This is a genomic window from Sediminibacillus halophilus, assembly GCF_900103695.1.
Lineage (GTDB): Bacteria > Bacillota > Bacilli > Bacillales > Amphibacillaceae > Sediminibacillus > Sediminibacillus halophilus.
Map to the genome: position 1 here is coordinate 386052 of NZ_FNHF01000003.1, position 16425 is coordinate 402476.

The window sequence follows — 16425 nt, forward strand, 5'->3', positions numbered from 1 at the left end:
AGAATGAGCAGTAATTATGTATTGGAAATGGAAAATATCGATAAATCCTTTAATCGCGTTTCTGTGCTCAAACAGGCAGGTATCCGTTTGGAAAAGGGCGAAATACATGCTCTGCTTGGGGAAAACGGGGCCGGCAAATCAACCTTGATGAATATTTTGGGAGGGATTTTCCCTGCTGATAAAGGCACAATCAGGGTGAACGGTGAACAAGTGGAGATAGTCGACCCGCGAACCTCTCAGCAGCTCGGCATTAGTTTCATTCACCAGGAATTAAATGTAGTAGCGGATTTGAAAGTGTATGAAAACTTGTTTCTAGGGATGGAAAGAAGGAACCGGTTCGGGCTGCTAAAAGTAGAAGAAATGTGTCGGAAGACGAACGAGGTCCTTGCCGAGCTAGGCGTGAAAATTGACCCAAAAGCCTATGTCCGTCAGTTGGATGCTTCCTATAAGCAATTGATCGAGATTGCCAGGGCTTTGCTTCAGGATTCCAAAATCATCATCATGGATGAACCGACTACAGCCTTGACGGAACATGAAGTCTATCGGTTGTTTTCCTTGATGAAAAATTTAAAAGCAGCCAAGGTTTCGATTATTTATATTTCCCATAAGTTAAAAGAAATCCAGGAAATTTGTGATCGTTATACCGTTTTACGGGATGGAAAAGTAGTCGGCTCAGGCCGGATGGCTGATCAAAACTTGGATGCTATTACAAAGCTGATGGTCGGCAGATCTGTGTCGGAAGAACGTTTTATTCAGCAGCATGAACCAGGTAGGAAAATGCTTAGCGTAACAGGTTTGACAAGCCCTGGTCTTTTCCGGGACATAAACTTTACCCTGCATTCTGGAGAGATCCTTGGTTTTACCGGGCTGGCCGGTGATGGACGTACAGAGTTGTTTGAAAGTATTTTTGGATTTAAAAAGAAACCCTTCGGCAGCATTGAGGTAGAGGGACGCTCTGCTTCTATCAATCATCCCGTACAGGCGTTGCAGGCTGGAATCGGCTTTGTACCAAAAGACCGAAAAGAGAATGCTATCATAAAAGATTTAAGTGTCTACCACAACATGAGTATATCTGCTCTATCCCACTTTGAGCAGTTTGGTTTTCTTCAGCCGAACCTGGAAAAATCCCGGTTTCATCATTTTAAAGAAACTTTGAATATTAAGGTGCATGATCCAAGGGTGACCATCGATAAGCTCTCCGGAGGCAATCAGCAAAAAGTGGTCCTGGCAAAATGGTTGGAAGTCGATACCCCGATTCTCGTCTTTGATAACCCCACTCAGGGAATTGATATCGGTGCTAAGCGGGAGATCTACCAAATGATTGTCCGGTTGGCCGAACAAGGCAAAGCGATCATCATTCTATCTTCCGAGGCGCCGGAAATTCTCAAAGTCTGTCACACTATTCATGTGATGTACCAAGGAGAGATAACGGCAAAATTGAAACGGGACCAAGCGACCGAGGATGAAATCATGAAATATGCCACCGGGTCAAAAAGGGAGGTAGAACACATTGGCTAGTCCAGCAACCCAACAAGAAAGTACAGAAATGTCGAACAGAAACAGGCACTTGTCCTGGCTGTGGTCTGAATATAGTGTAATCATTGCTTTTGTGGTCATTTTTGTCCTGGCATCCTTGTTAAATCCCCGATTCCTGGATGTGAATAACCAATTGAATATTCTGATGCAGGTTTCGATTATCGGCATTGTCGCCTTGGGGATGACCATCGTTATGCTTTCAGGTGGTATTGACTTGTCGGTCGGCTCCGTCCTGGCACTTGTCGGTGTCGTTTCTATTTTGTCCCTTAATGCGACAGGAAGTATCTTGTTAGCGATCTTGACTGCATTTATAGTCGGAGCATTTGCGGGTCTGTTAAATGGCCTGATGGTTGCCAAGGGAAGGATTGCTTCGTTTATTGCCACATTGGGTATGATGGCGGGAGCGAGATCGATTGCGCTGTATATTGCTGATGGTGGTAGTATCTCTGGAGAGGTATCCAGCTTCACGGTAATAGCAAATAGCGAATTATGGATCATCGATTATCCAATTATCATTTTTTTAGTAATGACAGGCCTTGTTTATGTATTGATGCAAAAGACGCGCTTTGGCAGGTATGTCTATGCGATTGGGAGCAATGAGAAAGCGGCTTTATTATCCACTATACGTGTCGACCGTGTCAAAATAGGTGTCTATAGTCTGGCTGGTCTGCTCGTAAGTATTGCAGCGATTATTGAAACATCGAGGCTGAATTCGATCTCTTCTTCTAGCTCCGGTCAGGCGTATGAGTTGGATGCAATTGCAGCGGTCATCATCGGAGGGACAAGGATGACCGGTGGGCGGGGGAAGGTTCTTGGGACGTTTTTCGGCGTTTTGATTCTTGGCATTTTGAACAACATGATGAACCTGATGAATGTATCACCGCATTTACAGGGATTTGTAAAGGGATTGATCATCATCGTCGCTGTAGTTTTCCAAAAGCGGGAATAGGAGGGTGTCTATGAAGTTGAAGGCAGGCATTATCGGCTGCGGATCCATTACCAGGTTTCGCCATGCCCCAGAGTACAAAGCGAATCCATTTATTAGTGAAATTGTCTTTTATGATCGAAACCCTGAAAGGGCGGAAATCCTGGCCAATCAATTTGCAGGATCGGTTGCTCAATCGCTGGACGACTTGATAACAGACCCGACGATCGATATTATTAGCGACTGTTCCTCGAATGAATTTCATTCTATCAATTCCGTTAAAGCGTTACTAGGCGGAAAGCATGTTCTTTGTGAAAAACCGATAGCGTTAACCCTTGAGGATGCAGAACAAATTGTTCAGGCGCAGAGAACGTCTAATAAAAAATTGATGATCGATCATAACCAGCGTTTTACGAGGGCTCATCAAAAAGCCAGACAGTTAATAGAGCGTAAAGAACTCGGAGAAGTCCTTACTTTTAAAACGAGCTTCGGTCATGCGGGACCTGAACGATGGGGGATTAATAAGTCGAATTCCACTTGGTTTTTTTCCAAAGAGCGTTCAGGACTTGGAGTTGCAGGTGACTTAGGAATCCACAAAGTCGATTTACTCCATTATCTATTGAATGATCAAATAGAACAGGTCAGCGCTTTTCAAGGTTCTTTAGATAAAACGGGCACATCCGGCGAACCGATAGAGGTTTGCGACAATCTAGTATGCAGCTTGAAAACGGTTGGAGGGCGCATTGGGACGGCCTCCTTTTCTTGGACTTACTACGGTGAGGAGGATAACAGCACGATTATTTACCTGACGGGTGGAATTATAAAAATCTATCATGACAATAAATATCCACTGATTGTCATGGACAAGGATGGGGCAGTAACCAAGTATCAATTGGAAACCATCCAGACAAATGACAAGCAAACGAATAGCGGTGTAATCGATTCTTTTGTGGATAGTGTCCTTCGTAATCAGGAACCGCCTGTTACCGGAGAAGATGCGCTTGTTTCATTAAAGGTCATCCTGGGCATCGTAAAAGCCGCAGAAACAGCATCAGTTGTTCAGGTTAACCAGAGTTCCGGTAAAGTAGAAACCAAGAAAGTATAAAGCAGGCAGAGCCCTGCACAGAACTCAGTAGTACAGGTTTGGGGCGCTAAGCTCTCGGGAACTGTCTTGTAAAAGAAGATAAAGCAATTTCTGAAAGGGAGCGATGGACATGAAAGAATATAGCGTAACACCAAACAAAAATGCTGAAGGCTGGTATGTGAAAATCGAAGACGTAGCTCCGACAGATTTATACAGCAAAAAAGACGATGCAATCGCAGAAGCCGAAAAATTGGCTTCAAACGATACACCAAGCCGTTTAATGATATTAGACGAAAACCACGAAATCGTCGAAGAGAAGAAATACTAAAAACCAATCAACCCATAACACCAGAAGGCCAGCTCACCATGAGCTGGCCTTCTTCTGGAAGGAACAAGGGTCGAGGTAACAGGGGGGGGGAACAGGGGTCAGTCCCTCTCCGGCTCATGATGGAATAATAAACCCTTGGGGGTCAGTCCCCAGAATAGTTGGAAGCCTTGACAGATAAGGATTCCTATCAAAAAACCGCCTGGAAAAAGGGTTGATTCGGCCTGATGGGGGACTGACCCTCCATCAGCAATGTCAATGAAACTTCCCATAGGAGGGACTGACCCCACCCCGTCCCCCGCCTGGCCTATTTCGTGTATTTTATTGAAATAAGGGCCCTATCATGGTACTTCTATGGTACGCTGGTAAAAACATAGAAGGTTATCGGGATGGGGAGGAAATGAAGATGGACACTACACGACAAAACAGTAATGCCTGGGATCAGAAAGTAGAGGAAGGCTCGCGTTACACAAAATCAGTCAGTAGGGAAACGATTGAAAAAAGCAAAGCAGGGGAATGGGAGATCACTGTCACCACGGAAAAACCAGTACCGCGCAGCTGGTTTCCGAACCGATTGGCAGGATTGAAAATACTTTGCCTCGCATCAGGTGGAGGGCAGCAAGCTCCAGTACTGGCAGCTGCGGGTGCTGAGGTAACCGTCACCGATATATCAAAAAAACAATTGGAACAGGATCGGTTGGTAGCGGAACGAGATGGTTTGTCGTTACGCACCATGCAAGGAGATATGCTTGATTTAAGTATCTTTGAGGACGAATCATTTGATATGATCATCCACCCAGTTTCGAATTTATTCGTGGATAACATCCGTCCGGTATGGAAAGAAGCAGCAAGGGTATTAAAAAACAATGGGACTCTAATCGCCGGATTTACGAATCCGCTGCTGTTTATTTTTGATGATCAGCAGGAACAAAAAGGGATTCTTGATGTGAGGCATCCCATCCCTTCTTCGACTTTAGATCAGTTGCCCAAAGAAGAAGTAGAGGATTACATTCGCTCCAACCAAACCATTGAATATGCACATACCTTGGAAGACCAAATACAAGGGCAAATCGACGCCGGCTTTGCCATAACGGGCTTTTATGAAGATGATTTTGGAGGAACACGGATTTTGGATCAATATATCAAAATGTTTATCGCGACGAAGGCAGTAAAATTCGTTTTGTGACTCTACAAAATCAAAAGTCAGCTCATCCTTACATGAGCTGACTTTTTATCAGGCCGCAGTTACGTCTTTTCCAACCAATGCTGCCTGGATAATATAACGTTTTGGCGCAGAGCCGATAAAGTCAAAAGGATAGCAGGTTGTAAGTGTCAATGTCGGTTCTTCCTTCTTCACGATTACCGAACGATCATCTTTATCTGTTATCCAGGTCTTGTTAACTTGATAATCATAAGTCACTCCTTCAAAGGTGACGTAGAGATGATCCCCATTTTCTACTTGATCCAAATGACGGAAGACAGTATCCCTGTGTCCAGACAAAACTACATGTCCCGTTTGATTCGGCGTTACGGTCCATTTACTATCATGGAGCCCTACACCTTGCTTAAGAACCTCGGGACCTGTTCCCCAAAACACCTCATATTCATTGCCAATACGGGGAATATCTAGTTGGCCGACTTTTTCACCTGATTGAAAATGAAGAGAATCCGTATCTTCACTGTTCGTTTTCAAGGTCTTTTGCGGTTTTGTATTCTCCCATTCAGGATGGGCCTCTTCGACTTTTTCAGGTTGATGGGTAACCGCACTTCCTTGCTGCCACCACGTATATCCGCTCCACAATACAATAGCAGTGCCGGCTGTTAGTAGGAAGAAACCGAGCATCTTCATTACAAAACACCCCGTTTAGGCCATTAATCGTTTTCTTAAAGTAAGCACCAATAATCCTATGGCGCTAATAATAATACCGAACATCATCATCGTTGGCAGGGAAGTAGCTGTGTCCGGCATTTGTCCACCCTGATCAGAAACATGATCCATTCTGTCTGCAAACACCCATTTTCCTGCCTCATAGCTATACGTGATTGTAAGTGTATAACTTCCTCTGAGCTGATTTTCTCCTTGTTGGGTAAGTTTGTACTCGCTATCATTGATTTTTTCTAACGAATAGTCCTCGTCCGTTTGTAACCGATAAGGTCCATCTATTTCTTTTTTATATAATTTTCCGTTTTTTTCTTCGAAATACGTATCAACAAAATGATCGGCCAATGGCCAAACCATGATGCTTTTGAATTCCTGCTCAAGGCGTCCTTTGGAACTGTACTTTTTTACCTCGCCATCCTCATTTGTCTCTAAATCCATCAAACTGTTGAACTGTGCTTCCAGCTCTTCGACCGGAGGATTCCCGTGATCCTCAGCTGAAACAGAGCTATGTAATCCCAAAATTCCAAACAAAGCGACGAGTACAGCACATACTTTTTTACTGATAGTAAAACCTCCTTGAGAATTTTGTTACATTAATACTGTTCCGGGCTAGAGTTACGTTTAAACGTCATTTTTCACATTTTTGTAACAAATTTGTTTTTCTATTTAATAAAATGAAAATTTTCCTATGACAATCTGGTATAGCACCGCAGGTTCTTTCATTTGCCAGAAACGTCTGCAGTGGACTCTGAAGTGGGGGACCATGCGCATCTAGTGAAACAGCTGATACTTCTATAGGAGACATGGAGGAATACAGATTGTGATCTATACATTGTTAAAGCTTATTTTGCTAAATCTTTGTCTTCTGGAGCAATGGAGGCAATCCCTTTTGAATTTTTAAAAAATTGAAAAGCAGTTAAAAGAAAGATTGTACAAAAGGCTATTGTTAGTAAGTAGAATGCGGCAGAGGTAATGGTTAGCTGGAGAAGTGATTTTCCTAGTGCTGTTTGTATGCCGATCATCCCTAGTGATAAGTTCCAAACCCATCCAGTTAAGTGGATCAGTTTCTGTTGCTTTCTTTTATCAGAATAGGATTGTACGAAAGCCCAGGCAAGAAGTGGCATAACTTGTAGTCCGTGAAATCCCAAACCATGGAACCAGATAATATTTCCATCCATGCCGATAAATCGCCCCTGCAATACAATCATCCAGACACCTGCCGCAAAGGAAATCAGCGTAGATAGAATACCGTATCTTAAACCGAGGGTAAATAGTGGATGTTGTTTCAGCATAACAGGCTGGAAGATGTAGAAGGCCAACATAATGTATAGCCCGACTATGCATAAGGATACAAGTCCGAAAACCCCGCCTGCTACTTGGTCAATCAGATTTCCGGCTACTGTAAAACGAGGGTTTATACCTCGAAGGTGTTGAATGGTTTCTGCGCCGCAACTATATAGACTGCTGACAAAGAGGCTCCAACGAAATAACCTTTGTTTAGAGTCAGGCATCTCGACTAAAGGTAGTAGTATGGCCGTCGTAATTAAAAAGATTCCGATAGCAACATTAAAAGATACCGCTTTAAACAAATCCCCCTCCGGAGGAATTGCAGCTCCCTTGAAAAGCATCATGAAAAGACAAACCCCGCCAAGCAGAATGCCGATTCCTCCTGTGATCAGTAATAAGCGTTCTTGACCAAACCATGAACGATAAAAATTAGAATTCCCTTGAGTTGTACCTGCCATTTTATCCCCTCCTTAATAGGGTGTTTTATAAGAAAAAAGTAACATACCGACGGTCGGTTTGCAATCAGTTTACAGAAACTTTACTGCTCTGTATAGTTAAGTTATATGATTATTAGGAGTGTACAGAACATGCATGAGAATGAAAGCTTCCAAAAACTAATCAATGTAACCGAAAAAATCATCTCTGAAAAAGGTTGTCAGAAGACAACGTTGAATGAAATCATACAGCGTAGCGGTCTTTCAAAAGGCGCAATCTATCATTATGTTAAAAGTAAAAATGAATTGTTTGTCTTGGTGTTGAAGCATCAATTAGAACAAGTTGATAAGCAGTTTCAAAGTAGTATGAAGGAACAAAAGGAAATGGAATTGGGCGAACCGCTTCGCCAGACATTAAAATCCTTTATTCATTCCAAAAGGAGCGTTTCCAACCAAATTTTCTTTTATTTAGTAAGCCACCAAAATAAACCAGAGGATCAAGAAATCTTAGAGGAATTCCAGAATGCATTTTTTCAGCACTCCGTAAAGTGGATTAAAGCAGGACAAAATGGAGGGCCGATACCCGATATATTGGATGCTGAAAAAATATCTGCTTTCTTCACTATTCTTGGATATGGCATGAGGGTACAAGCTATGATATCGGAAAGTGAGGAGTTGTTAGCTCAAGAAGATGTTTTTCAATTGATGAGGGCAACACTGTCCAACACGCCAATTTCCTTTACGGATGAAAGCGGACTCGGGCAGGAGTCATAGTCCTTCCTCTTTTCACGCTGAAGTGCCGTTACAAATAGTTAACTATGTTAAAATAAACGCAAAACACCAAGAGACGACCAATTCAGAAAAAATCAGATTGGGGTTTTTACGATGAAAAAGGTGATCCTTGCAGGAGGAACAGGCTTTATCGGTAATTATTTCAAAGAGAGATTCGAAGAGAAGGGGTATGACGTAGGCATTATATCGAGACAGTCCTCTTACATAACATGGGATGACAGAAATGCCATCAAAGAGGCGCTGGAAGCGTCAGATTTGCTCGTCAATCTCGCTGGTAAATCGGTCAATTGCCGTTATCATGATAAAAACAGGCAGGAGATCATGCAATCTAGAATCGAAACGACAACGATACTCGGCGAAGCCATCAGGGCTTGTGATAACCCGCCGCCAGTTTGGCTTAATGCCAGTACCGCTACCATTTACCGGCATGCGGAGGATCGGCCGATGACGGAAACAAACGGAGAAACAGGCACAGGGTTTTCTGTGGATGTGGCGGAAAAATGGGAAGAAGTATTCTTTTCCTTTGATTTACCGAAAACAAGACAAGCTGCACTCCGAACTGCTATCGTTTTAGGACCAAAGGGAGGAGTGATGACTCCTTATTTAAATCTGGTGAAATTCGGTCTCGGCGGTGTCCAGGGGTCTGGAAGGCAAAAATTCAGCTGGATCCATGTAGAGGATCTATTTCAAATCACCCTGTTTTTGCTTGGAAGGGATGACTTGAGCGGGGTCTTTAATTGTGCAGCACCAAATCCCGTCAGCAATCGGGAGTTGATGAAGCTATTAAGAACGGAAATGAATGCCCCGATAGGTCTGCCAGCACCGAAATGGATGTTGGAAATGGGGGCAGTATTGATCCGGACGGAAACGGAACTTGTATTAAAAAGCCGCTGGGTAATTCCAGAACGTTTGGAACGGGAAGGCTTCCAATTCAGGTTTGATACGCTTGATAAGACGATAAAGGATATTCTTCATCAGAACAAGCGTGTTGGAATGCCGGGTTAAAAAAAGAGAAAGAGCGGACTTATTAGTGAAAGAGGGAGGGATAATCTTTGCAGAAATAGGTTTATTGTTTGTCATGGCAATCGCCGGCGGAATCGTAGCTCTGTTCGGCTTTTTTTGGTATGATTGGCAGAAGAATTTCTGAACCAAAAAAGGAACTTCGGGAAAGGGTGAAACAGCTAGAGGAAGAGGTGCGGGAGCTGAAAAACATATATTAGCAAGCTGGTTGATCAACCGAGAGACGACAGTCGTTTATGCTTTCGTTTGTGTAGAAAGGTGATAATCGTCGTTTTTAAGGATGCATAAGAACCGATAGCAGCATAGCCATAAAACCAGCCCATGAAAATTCCTGCAATTATGCTGCCACGGTGGCTGATGAGAACAGAAATCGCCAACCCAATACCCAGTGCAAGCGTCGGAACAAACTTTTTTGGAATGCGAAAAAACACTTTTATCAATTGAGTTGTGATCATGACGGCAGGCACTGCTATCACAGCGTCCCAAAAGTTTGTATGTATAGTCGGAAAGTCCATCCATGTTTCCTCCTCTTTAGGAATAGTATGAAAGGATTTAACGAATTTATGCAGTGAAGAATGGCAGACACCTTACACAAAAAAGCCGCTTGGATAATTCCAAACGGCTTTTTAATGAGGGGAATCCTTCTATTCTCTAGATCAGGCGTGGATAAGTTGTTGTCTGGTTTCTCCGCTTCTCAATCTTACCGCTTCCTGATATGGGCAAAGACTTTCGACAACGGTAATCCCTTGTACGCGCGCCTGGTCAGTGACATCGAGGCTGGTTTCCTGAGAATCGAGCCATAGTATTTTTGTTTTTACCGGGCTTTCATTTGCCAATAGGGCCTCAGCCGCCAGCGTGTCCTGTGTATAAACAACATCGACCTCTTCTTCTATTGCTTCCACATTTGCTATTGGTGTCTCACCAAGGATCGTCTCACTTCCAGTATGAACCGGAATGATTTTGTAACCAAGGTTTTGCAACTTCGCAGCTGTCTGATACACCGGCAAATTAGTATCGGGTTCTATTCCAAGAACGGCGATTGTCTTTTGCCGCAGTCCGTTTGTCCGGTCGAATGGTGAGTGAAGCGCCCACTGGATTGCCTTTTCGTTTGTGACGGTAACGGTGGGTTGTGTTCCTGTAGCGTTGGCGATTGCCTGATCGAGATCCTGGATTAAGTCCTCTGCCGTTTCAATACCGATTGACAAACGAATCAATTCTTCCGTTACACCACTTTCTTTCAATCCATCTGCATCCAGCTGCTGGTGGGTTGTAGAAGCCGGGTGGATGATCAGCGATTTGGCATCCCCGACATTGGCAACATGCGACCATAGGGTAATGTTGTCGATTAGCTGCCGTCCGGCATCACGACCGCCCTTGATGCCGAAAGTAATAATGGAGCCGGCTTTTCCGTTTAAATACTTTTCTGCGAGCTGATGGGAAGGATGGTTTTCCAATCCCGGGTATGCAACCCATTCCACTGCTGGATGATCGCTTAGGTACTTGGCGACCTGTTGAGCATTTTGGTTATGTTTTTCAATACGCAGATGCAATGTTTCCAATCCCTGCAATAGTAAGAATGCGTTCTGTGGGCTTAGGCAGGCACCAATATCGCGCAGCAGCTGTACACGTAACTTTGTAGCAAAGGCTGCCGGGGCAGTGTCGACCGCATAGCGAATGCCATGATAGCTTTCATCGGGATTAATAAATTCAGGGAATTTTTCATTGTTCCAGTCAAAACGCCCGCCATCGACTACTACGCCTCCGATTGTTGTACCATGTCCACCGATCCATTTGGTCGCGGAATGGACCACGATGTCAGCCCCCCAGGCAATTGGTTTGGTTAAATACGGAGTGGCGAAGGTATTATCGATAATCAATGGAATATCCTGCTCATGTGCAATTGCAGCGATTGTCTCCACATCAAGTACATTCAGGCTGGGGTTGGTAATGATTTCCCCGAAGACGGCTTTGGTTTTGTCCGTAATAGCTGCCCGGACTTTTTCCGGATCAGAAGCATCGACAAAGGTGACATTGATTCCATAGCGAGGGAGCGTTTTGACGAAAAGGTTATAGGTGCCGCCGTACAGATTGCTGTCGGCCACGATTTCATCCCCGCTCCCGGCAAGATTCAGGATCGACAGGGTAATGGCAGCCATGCCGGACGAGGTTGCTACCGCCGCGACGCCGTCCTCCAACAGAGCGATTCGTTGTTCAAATGCATCGACAGTCGGGTTCATGATCCTCGAATAAATGTTGCCTGGTTCTGCAAGGGCAAAAAGATTTTGTGCATGCTCGGTATCACGGAAAACATAAGAAGTTGTTTGATAGATAGGGACTGCCCGGGACCCTGTCGCCGGATCAGGTGTCTGTCCTCCGTGAAGTAGTTGCGTTTCGGTACCTTGTAAATGGAAAGGGTTTGTCATTTTAATTCCTCCTAATTGTGATAATGCTAGGGAAAAATTGCACCTAAGGCCGTGAGAGCAGGTAATGAAATGTTGGGTTGGAAAGAGGGGAATAGAAAAGCCCTCTTCCTAAGAAGAGGGCTTATATTCGTAGTCCTCCTCTTATCTGTCAGATCATAGACCTGTAGGAATTGGCACCTTTTCAAGCATCATTGCCTGAAGGTTGCCGGGCATCATCGGGCCTAGTCCCTCCGCCGCTCTGGATAAGAGTCTTATTATTCGATTTGTTAGAAAATTTCAATCTTTGAAAGAATTATAAATCACCCTATCGATCGAGTCAACCCCATTAAGAAAAAATTTTTGGGAAGTGGGGGACAGTCCCTCCCATCGTAACACCATGGGAGGGACTGTCCCCCAACGCTCTACCAGGATAAAGAATTTATTTGGTGTACAGTTGGTTGGCTGCTTCGATGTCGAGCAGGTGGGTGCCTTTTCCGAAAGTCTCTGTTTGGTCACTGCCTTCCTCTTGCCAGATATTTTCTGCCTGTAGTTGAACATCGGCCGTATCTGTATTAGTCAGATACACCTGATCAACCTCTTTTAGCGACCAGTCACTTTTGATAGCAGCCAGGTTTAGATGCGCTTCATCCAGCCAGGACCGGACTTCGGTTTCCAGGTTGCCGGGAATAGAAACAGTAGCAGTAAATTGGCTTTCATCGTAGCCGAATCGGCTGGAAGGTGCTTCCAGCATTTCAATATACATCGTATCACCAATCTGATGGAAAGAGGCGATTTCCTCCGGTCTGATATCCTTCTTGCTCATCGTACTTGAATGAAAGGTGCCAAATATATGAACATCCCCTGTGTTATTCGTCTCCAGCGACGTTCCCTCGGCCGATTCCAAAACGATTTTTTTAACTTTTTCATCGACTGTTTTTTCGATCGGCGGTAATGTTGCTTCGACCTCTTCTGCTTGAACAGTGGTTTTTATTTTGTCCAGCACCCCCGTGGAGGCGCCAATAAATAGAATAAGGGCAATCCCGCCAAGACAAGTAATAAAAATAATCGATAAAAAGTCATATTTTACTACTGGCTGTTCCTGTTGAGATAAGTAGACATAAAGGATGATTTCCACCCCTAAAACAACCAGGATAAGCGGAAACCAGGCCAGCAAAACCGTGGTTGCATTCCATTCTAGAAATTGAGAGAGCATGATGACCACGCCCAGTAAAATGAGTGCTGCACCCATCGAAATAGATCCTACCCGCCATTTCTTCATTGTTCATTTCCTCCTTTACTAGGTTTTGCTCCGACAATCAAGCGGATTCCCCCGGCAATCAGCAGGAGGCAAACGACCGATACCTGAAAATATTGATGGTAGTAATACCAAAGGTCGATTTGAAAGACGTTACGTACCTGTTCGGCGAAGACTGGCAGCAGGATTGAATCGGCAATGTAGAAAAGACCAAGTCCTAAAAGGGCAATGCCCAGCCACTTTTGATGGTTGGCTAAATACTTGACAATCGGTACGTCCTGAAGATCTTCCTGTTCAGATTTGCTCGAATGCTGCAAGGCATCAAAGAAGCTGAAAAACCAGATGATCGGTATCAAAAATAAAAAGATGGACAGACGCAAAACGTCCAGTACATAGATAGACAGCAGGAAGGCGGCCATTAACTGCAGGCCTCTTCGTTGTAGTCCTAAATACATATGGCCAGCCCCTGGAAAAATGGCCAAAATAGTGGCTAGCATTTTGCTCTTCTTACCTTCTTCACGATACCGGTCCAGATCTTCGATAATTGTACGGTCCTCTAACGTTTCTCCGTTCTGTTTTTTATTCAATTGCTGAATCGCGTCAAAAAAGCTGTATATCCAGATAATCGGCATGGCCAGCAGAAAAATTAAAAACCCTCCCTGATGGCTGACAAAAGCAACAAAGAAAATCATTGAGGCTACACCGAAAAAACCAGCCAAAAACGTTAGTCCTCTCTGATTCAGACCGAGTTGAAAATGGCCGACCCCAGGGATGAATGACAGTAAAATCGTCGTGAATCGTTCATTGTAATTCTCCGGTTGGGAAACAATCGGATTCGGAGATACAACATTAGTGTCGGCCGACTGACCGGCAGTCTGTATTTTGCTCCGCATCAATAGAGTAATAATCATGTCGATGACATTTATTGCCCAAATCAGAAAGGCGACAAGCAGTGTCAAGGGGATGAATCCATCAATCGCAGAGATGAAATAAGCAAATGCTCCCAATCCTATTGTGCCGAAGAAAAGAAACGGATAGAGCACCCCTTTACGTTTTTGACCAAGATACATGTGGCCGAAACCGGGAATAAGCGCTAAAAAGAATGCAAGTACAGATGATTTATTCATTGATTTTCCCCCTTCATTAGTTGCGTCAGCCAGCTGTCCGTTTTTTGCATGAGACTGTCTGTCATGGACGGCCGGCTATTTAGACTCGTTTGATCGGTTATATGCAAAACGCCCTGGAAGATGCCGCTTGCCATTAATACAATAGTTAGGCCTGCAGCCAATAAATAATGACTTACGGTTTTTACTTCCTTGGATGGAGAGGATGAGTTTTTTTGTCTGTCCATTCGGGGCAGTACTTGTTGAACGTTTATTTTGTCTATGGTTGATTCGGTAAACGGATCGGCTAGATGCCCTGGTGGTTCCCATTGGTCAAGTAATGCAAGGTAATGGTCAAAACATTGTTCGCAACTCTCCAAATGGGCTTCGATTTGCTGTTGTCTCTGGTCATCGATTGTTTCCTCTATGTAGTGCCACAATTCCTCTTCAATATGTATCATTTAAAAATCATCCTCCTTCCAATGGGCTTTCATCCATTTTCGTGCTCGGTACAGCCGTACTTCAATTGTCTTTTCGGCCAGGTCAAGCTGATTAGCGATTTCGGCATAGGACATGCCCTCTAAATAATAGCAGCGGACAGCAAACTGAAGTTTTTCCGGAAGCTGCTCGATTTGGTCGCGGATACGTTGTTTTCTTTCTTGCAGCAATACCTGTTCTTCCGCACTGTCAACCTGGCCATGGTGATATTCATGATATGGTCCGCTGACATCTTCTTTCATTCGCTGCTGTTTTCGACGGGAGTCGATCGCTTTATGGAAAGCTATCCGACCAAGCCAGGTTTTAAAACCTTGATGCTGGTAGGAGGGGAGGGCATCTACCATCTTGATAAATGTCTCCTGTGCGGCGTCTTCAGCTGCTTTTTCGTCATGCAACACGCTCATTGTCACCTTGAATACATGGTGCTTATAACGCTCGATCAGCAGACGCAGTGCCTGTTGATTGCCTGTTTTTATTTTCTTGATAAGCAGTTCATCTTGAATGGATGCTCCTCCTCTCCTCACCATTTCACTTTATAGACGAACCAACCATGCCCAACCCCTACAAAAAATAATAAGAAAATTTTGGGGTCAGTCCCTCCCACCGTATTACGATGGGAGGGACTGACCCCAATTAAAAGGGCTGCCCCATAAGCCATTTACCGGCGAATGAGGCAGCCCTTGTCCAAAACTACTTGTCTATTATTTACCGATGAATTGTTGTGTCCAAACGTTGCCATTTTCGACATAACCGACACCGATATGCGTGAAGTTGCCGTTAAGAATGTTTTTACGGTGGCCTTCACTGTTCATCCAAGCGTTTACTACTTCTTCCGGAGTACGCTGTCCCTTGGCAATGTTTTCCCCTGCGGTGTTGTAGGAGATACCGAATTGCTTCATCATATCGAATGGAGAACCGTAGGTTGGGCTGTTATGATCGAAGTAACCATTACGAGCCATGTCTGCTGATTTTTCACGTGCAACCTTGCTTAGTTCCGTATCGATTTCCAAAGGATCAAGGCCTTGCTTGGCTCTTTCCTGGTTGGTCAATTCTACTACTTCTTGTTCATACTGAGAAAGCTCTTGTCCTGCATTTTGCGTCTGTTCTTGTTTGGATTCTTCAGCTGTTGCTTCATTGTTGTTTTGTTGAGGTGCTTGTGCTTGTTCAGCTTGCTCGTTACTTGGAGCCTCTGCTTGTTGCTTTTGTTCTGCAGTTTCCTGCTCTTTTTGTTCTGCAGGCTGCTCTTTTGTTTGTTCTTGCTGTTTTTGCTCTTCAGCTTTTTGTGGCTGTGCCTGTTCTTGTTTCGCTGGAGCTTGCTGCTTCTGACTCCATTTGTTCTTGCTGAAGTATTTATCTATCATACTTTGAATATCTTTTTGTGAAAAGTCACCACCATAGCTATTTACAGAGTAATAGACTTGGTAGGACTTTGCCTGTTGGTTGTCTGCGTTATTTGCATGCGCATCTACTGAGGAAGAAAAAGCTCCTCCAAAAAGTAATGCTGCTGAAATTCCTGTTACTACACTTACTTTCTTGAACATTTCCTTACACTCTCCTCTTCGTTTTGTTTTTTACTGTTACATCATAGCATGGTTTTTTTGTAATATTTGAGGAGCTATTTACCATTTACAAACGGGATGGAGCTTGTTCTTTCGTATATAATTTCCGCGAAGATTATTTCTTTCCTATTATAATAATAGATTCTCCGGACCGTCCGTTGAAAGGAATGGCTTCTGCCATTAACGTTGTCCATGCAAAAAAGCCGCCAAATTGGTTAAATTTACATGGAAAACCGCATTGACAGCCTTCAAAATCGGCCGTTTATATTACAAATGGTCCTGCTCTTGTAAACATATTGTTACCTTGTAAACGAAGCGAGATA

General features: G+C 44.0%; 17 protein-coding genes and 1 riboswitch. Of the genes, 7 read left to right on the forward strand and 10 right to left on the reverse strand.

All coding sequences use genetic code 11. The annotated features are described in order from the left end of the window. Positions 1 to 3: 3 nt before the first annotated feature. From BLR82_RS12360 to BLR82_RS12385, 5 genes are all read left to right on the forward strand, one after another. Entirely contained in the window at positions 4 to 1518 is a 1515-nt protein-coding gene (locus tag BLR82_RS12360) for a sugar ABC transporter ATP-binding protein (RefSeq protein ID WP_074599776.1), read from the forward strand. Next, the gene (locus tag BLR82_RS12365) at positions 1511 to 2485 is read left to right on the forward strand and encodes an ABC transporter permease (protein ID WP_245693798.1); all 975 of its coding nucleotides are present in this window, start codon (positions 1511 to 1513) and stop codon (positions 2483 to 2485) included. Before BLR82_RS12360 ends, BLR82_RS12365 begins: the two co-directional genes overlap by 8 nt. Before the next feature lie 10 nt (positions 2486 to 2495). Continuing rightward, a complete protein-coding gene (locus BLR82_RS12370; protein ID WP_074599777.1) occupies positions 2496 to 3566 on the forward strand; it encodes a Gfo/Idh/MocA family protein in 1071 nt (356 codons plus the stop codon). Between the two features lie 109 nt (positions 3567 to 3675). After that, positions 3676 to 3873 (forward strand): DUF2188 domain-containing protein, encoded by a 198-nt coding sequence (locus BLR82_RS12375; protein WP_026570880.1) that lies wholly within the window; start codon positions 3676 to 3678, stop codon positions 3871 to 3873. 403 nt (positions 3874 to 4276) lie between these two features. Then, positions 4277 to 5056: a class I SAM-dependent methyltransferase gene (locus BLR82_RS12385; RefSeq protein ID WP_074599779.1), complete on the forward strand. Its 780-nt coding sequence runs from the start codon at positions 4277 to 4279 to the stop codon at positions 5054 to 5056. 48 nt (positions 5057 to 5104) lie between these two features. Here BLR82_RS12385 and BLR82_RS12390 read toward each other — a convergent pair whose 3' ends face one another. From BLR82_RS12390 to BLR82_RS12400, 3 genes are all read right to left on the reverse strand, one after another. Continuing rightward, positions 5105 to 5719 carry a class D sortase gene (locus tag BLR82_RS12390; protein WP_074599780.1) on the reverse strand — a complete coding sequence of 205 codons (615 nt, stop codon included), beginning with the start codon at positions 5717 to 5719 and terminating at the stop codon, positions 5105 to 5107. Positions 5720 to 5734: 15 nt separating this feature from the next. After that, on the reverse strand, positions 5735 to 6283 hold the full coding sequence (locus BLR82_RS12395) for a hypothetical protein (protein ID WP_217629892.1): 549 nt from the start codon (positions 6281 to 6283) through the stop codon (positions 5735 to 5737). Positions 6284 to 6594: 311 nt separating this feature from the next. After that, complete coding sequence (locus tag BLR82_RS12400; RefSeq protein WP_074599782.1) at positions 6595 to 7497, reverse strand: hypothetical protein; 903 nt, start codon at positions 7495 to 7497, stop codon at positions 6595 to 6597. Positions 7498 to 7626: 129 nt separating this feature from the next. Here BLR82_RS12400 and BLR82_RS12405 point away from each other — a divergent pair, with 129 nt between their 5' ends. Both BLR82_RS12405 and BLR82_RS12410 read left to right on the forward strand, forming a co-directional pair. Next, positions 7627 to 8247, forward strand: a complete 621-nt coding sequence (locus BLR82_RS12405) for a TetR/AcrR family transcriptional regulator (RefSeq protein WP_175486804.1) — start codon at positions 7627 to 7629, stop codon at positions 8245 to 8247. A 111-nt stretch (positions 8248 to 8358) separates the two neighbouring features. Then, positions 8359 to 9270: a TIGR01777 family oxidoreductase gene (locus BLR82_RS12410; protein ID WP_074599784.1), complete on the forward strand. Its 912-nt coding sequence runs from the start codon at positions 8359 to 8361 to the stop codon at positions 9268 to 9270. 227 nt (positions 9271 to 9497) lie between these two features. Here BLR82_RS12410 and BLR82_RS12415 read toward each other — a convergent pair whose 3' ends face one another. The 7 genes from BLR82_RS12415 to BLR82_RS12445 form a co-directional block, all read right to left on the reverse strand. Next, a complete protein-coding gene (locus BLR82_RS12415) occupies positions 9498 to 9800 on the reverse strand; it encodes a hypothetical protein (protein WP_074599785.1) in 303 nt (100 codons plus the stop codon). A 141-nt stretch (positions 9801 to 9941) separates the two neighbouring features. Then, positions 9942 to 11708, reverse strand: coding sequence for a PLP-dependent aspartate aminotransferase family protein (locus BLR82_RS12420; protein WP_074599786.1), 1767 nt, complete (start codon positions 11706 to 11708; stop codon positions 9942 to 9944). A 138-nt stretch (positions 11709 to 11846) separates the two neighbouring features. After that, a riboswitch (SAM riboswitch) is annotated at positions 11847 to 11957 on the reverse strand. A gap of 169 nt (positions 11958 to 12126) precedes the next feature. Beyond that, the gene (locus tag BLR82_RS12425; protein WP_074599787.1) at positions 12127 to 12966 is read right to left on the reverse strand and encodes a hypothetical protein; all 840 of its coding nucleotides are present in this window, start codon (positions 12964 to 12966) and stop codon (positions 12127 to 12129) included. Further along, complete coding sequence (locus BLR82_RS12430) at positions 12963 to 14069, reverse strand: hypothetical protein (RefSeq protein WP_074599788.1); 1107 nt, start codon at positions 14067 to 14069, stop codon at positions 12963 to 12965. The genes BLR82_RS12425 and BLR82_RS12430 overlap by 4 nt, the downstream gene beginning before the upstream one ends. Continuing rightward, positions 14066 to 14506, reverse strand: coding sequence for an anti-sigma factor family protein (locus tag BLR82_RS12435; protein WP_074599789.1), 441 nt, complete (start codon positions 14504 to 14506; stop codon positions 14066 to 14068). Before BLR82_RS12435 ends, BLR82_RS12430 begins: the two co-directional genes overlap by 4 nt. Then, entirely contained in the window at positions 14507 to 15067 is a 561-nt protein-coding gene (locus BLR82_RS12440) for an RNA polymerase sigma factor (protein WP_245693800.1), read from the reverse strand. It abuts the gene before it with no gap. 177 nt (positions 15068 to 15244) lie between these two features. Next, positions 15245 to 16084, reverse strand: a complete 840-nt coding sequence (locus BLR82_RS12445; RefSeq protein ID WP_074599791.1) for a CAP domain-containing protein — start codon at positions 16082 to 16084, stop codon at positions 15245 to 15247. Positions 16085 to 16425: the final 341 nt, after the last annotated feature.

What these genes read in the sequence shown, in the direction of transcription:
- BLR82_RS12410 (WP_074599784.1), top strand. Translation starts at nt 8,359, where the DNA reads ATGAAAAAGGTGATCCTTGCAGGAGGAACAGGCTTTATCGGTAATTAT.
- BLR82_RS12425 (WP_074599787.1), bottom strand. Translation starts at nt 12,966, where the DNA reads ATGAAGAAATGGCGGGTAGGATCTATTTCGATGGGTGCAGCACTCATT.
- BLR82_RS12375 (WP_026570880.1), top strand. Translation starts at nt 3,676, where the DNA reads ATGAAAGAATATAGCGTAACACCAAACAAAAATGCTGAAGGCTGGTAT.
- BLR82_RS12400 (WP_074599782.1), bottom strand. Translation starts at nt 7,497, where the DNA reads ATGGCAGGTACAACTCAAGGGAATTCTAATTTTTATCGTTCATGGTTT.
- BLR82_RS12370 (WP_074599777.1), top strand. Translation starts at nt 2,496, where the DNA reads ATGAAGTTGAAGGCAGGCATTATCGGCTGCGGATCCATTACCAGGTTT.
- BLR82_RS12390 (WP_074599780.1), bottom strand. Translation starts at nt 5,719, where the DNA reads ATGAAGATGCTCGGTTTCTTCCTACTAACAGCCGGCACTGCTATTGTA.
- BLR82_RS12360 (WP_074599776.1), top strand. Translation starts at nt 4, where the DNA reads ATGAGCAGTAATTATGTATTGGAAATGGAAAATATCGATAAATCCTTT.
- BLR82_RS12420 (WP_074599786.1), bottom strand. Translation starts at nt 11,708, where the DNA reads ATGACAAACCCTTTCCATTTACAAGGTACCGAAACGCAACTACTTCAC.
- BLR82_RS12415 (WP_074599785.1), bottom strand. Translation starts at nt 9,800, where the DNA reads ATGGACTTTCCGACTATACATACAAACTTTTGGGACGCTGTGATAGCA.
- BLR82_RS12435 (WP_074599789.1), bottom strand. Translation starts at nt 14,506, where the DNA reads ATGATACATATTGAAGAGGAATTGTGGCACTACATAGAGGAAACAATC.
- BLR82_RS12385 (WP_074599779.1), top strand. Translation starts at nt 4,277, where the DNA reads ATGGACACTACACGACAAAACAGTAATGCCTGGGATCAGAAAGTAGAG.
- BLR82_RS12430 (WP_074599788.1), bottom strand. Translation starts at nt 14,069, where the DNA reads ATGAATAAATCATCTGTACTTGCATTCTTTTTAGCGCTTATTCCCGGT.
- BLR82_RS12445 (WP_074599791.1), bottom strand. Translation starts at nt 16,084, where the DNA reads ATGTTCAAGAAAGTAAGTGTAGTAACAGGAATTTCAGCAGCATTACTT.
- BLR82_RS12405 (WP_175486804.1), top strand. Translation starts at nt 7,627, where the DNA reads ATGCATGAGAATGAAAGCTTCCAAAAACTAATCAATGTAACCGAAAAA.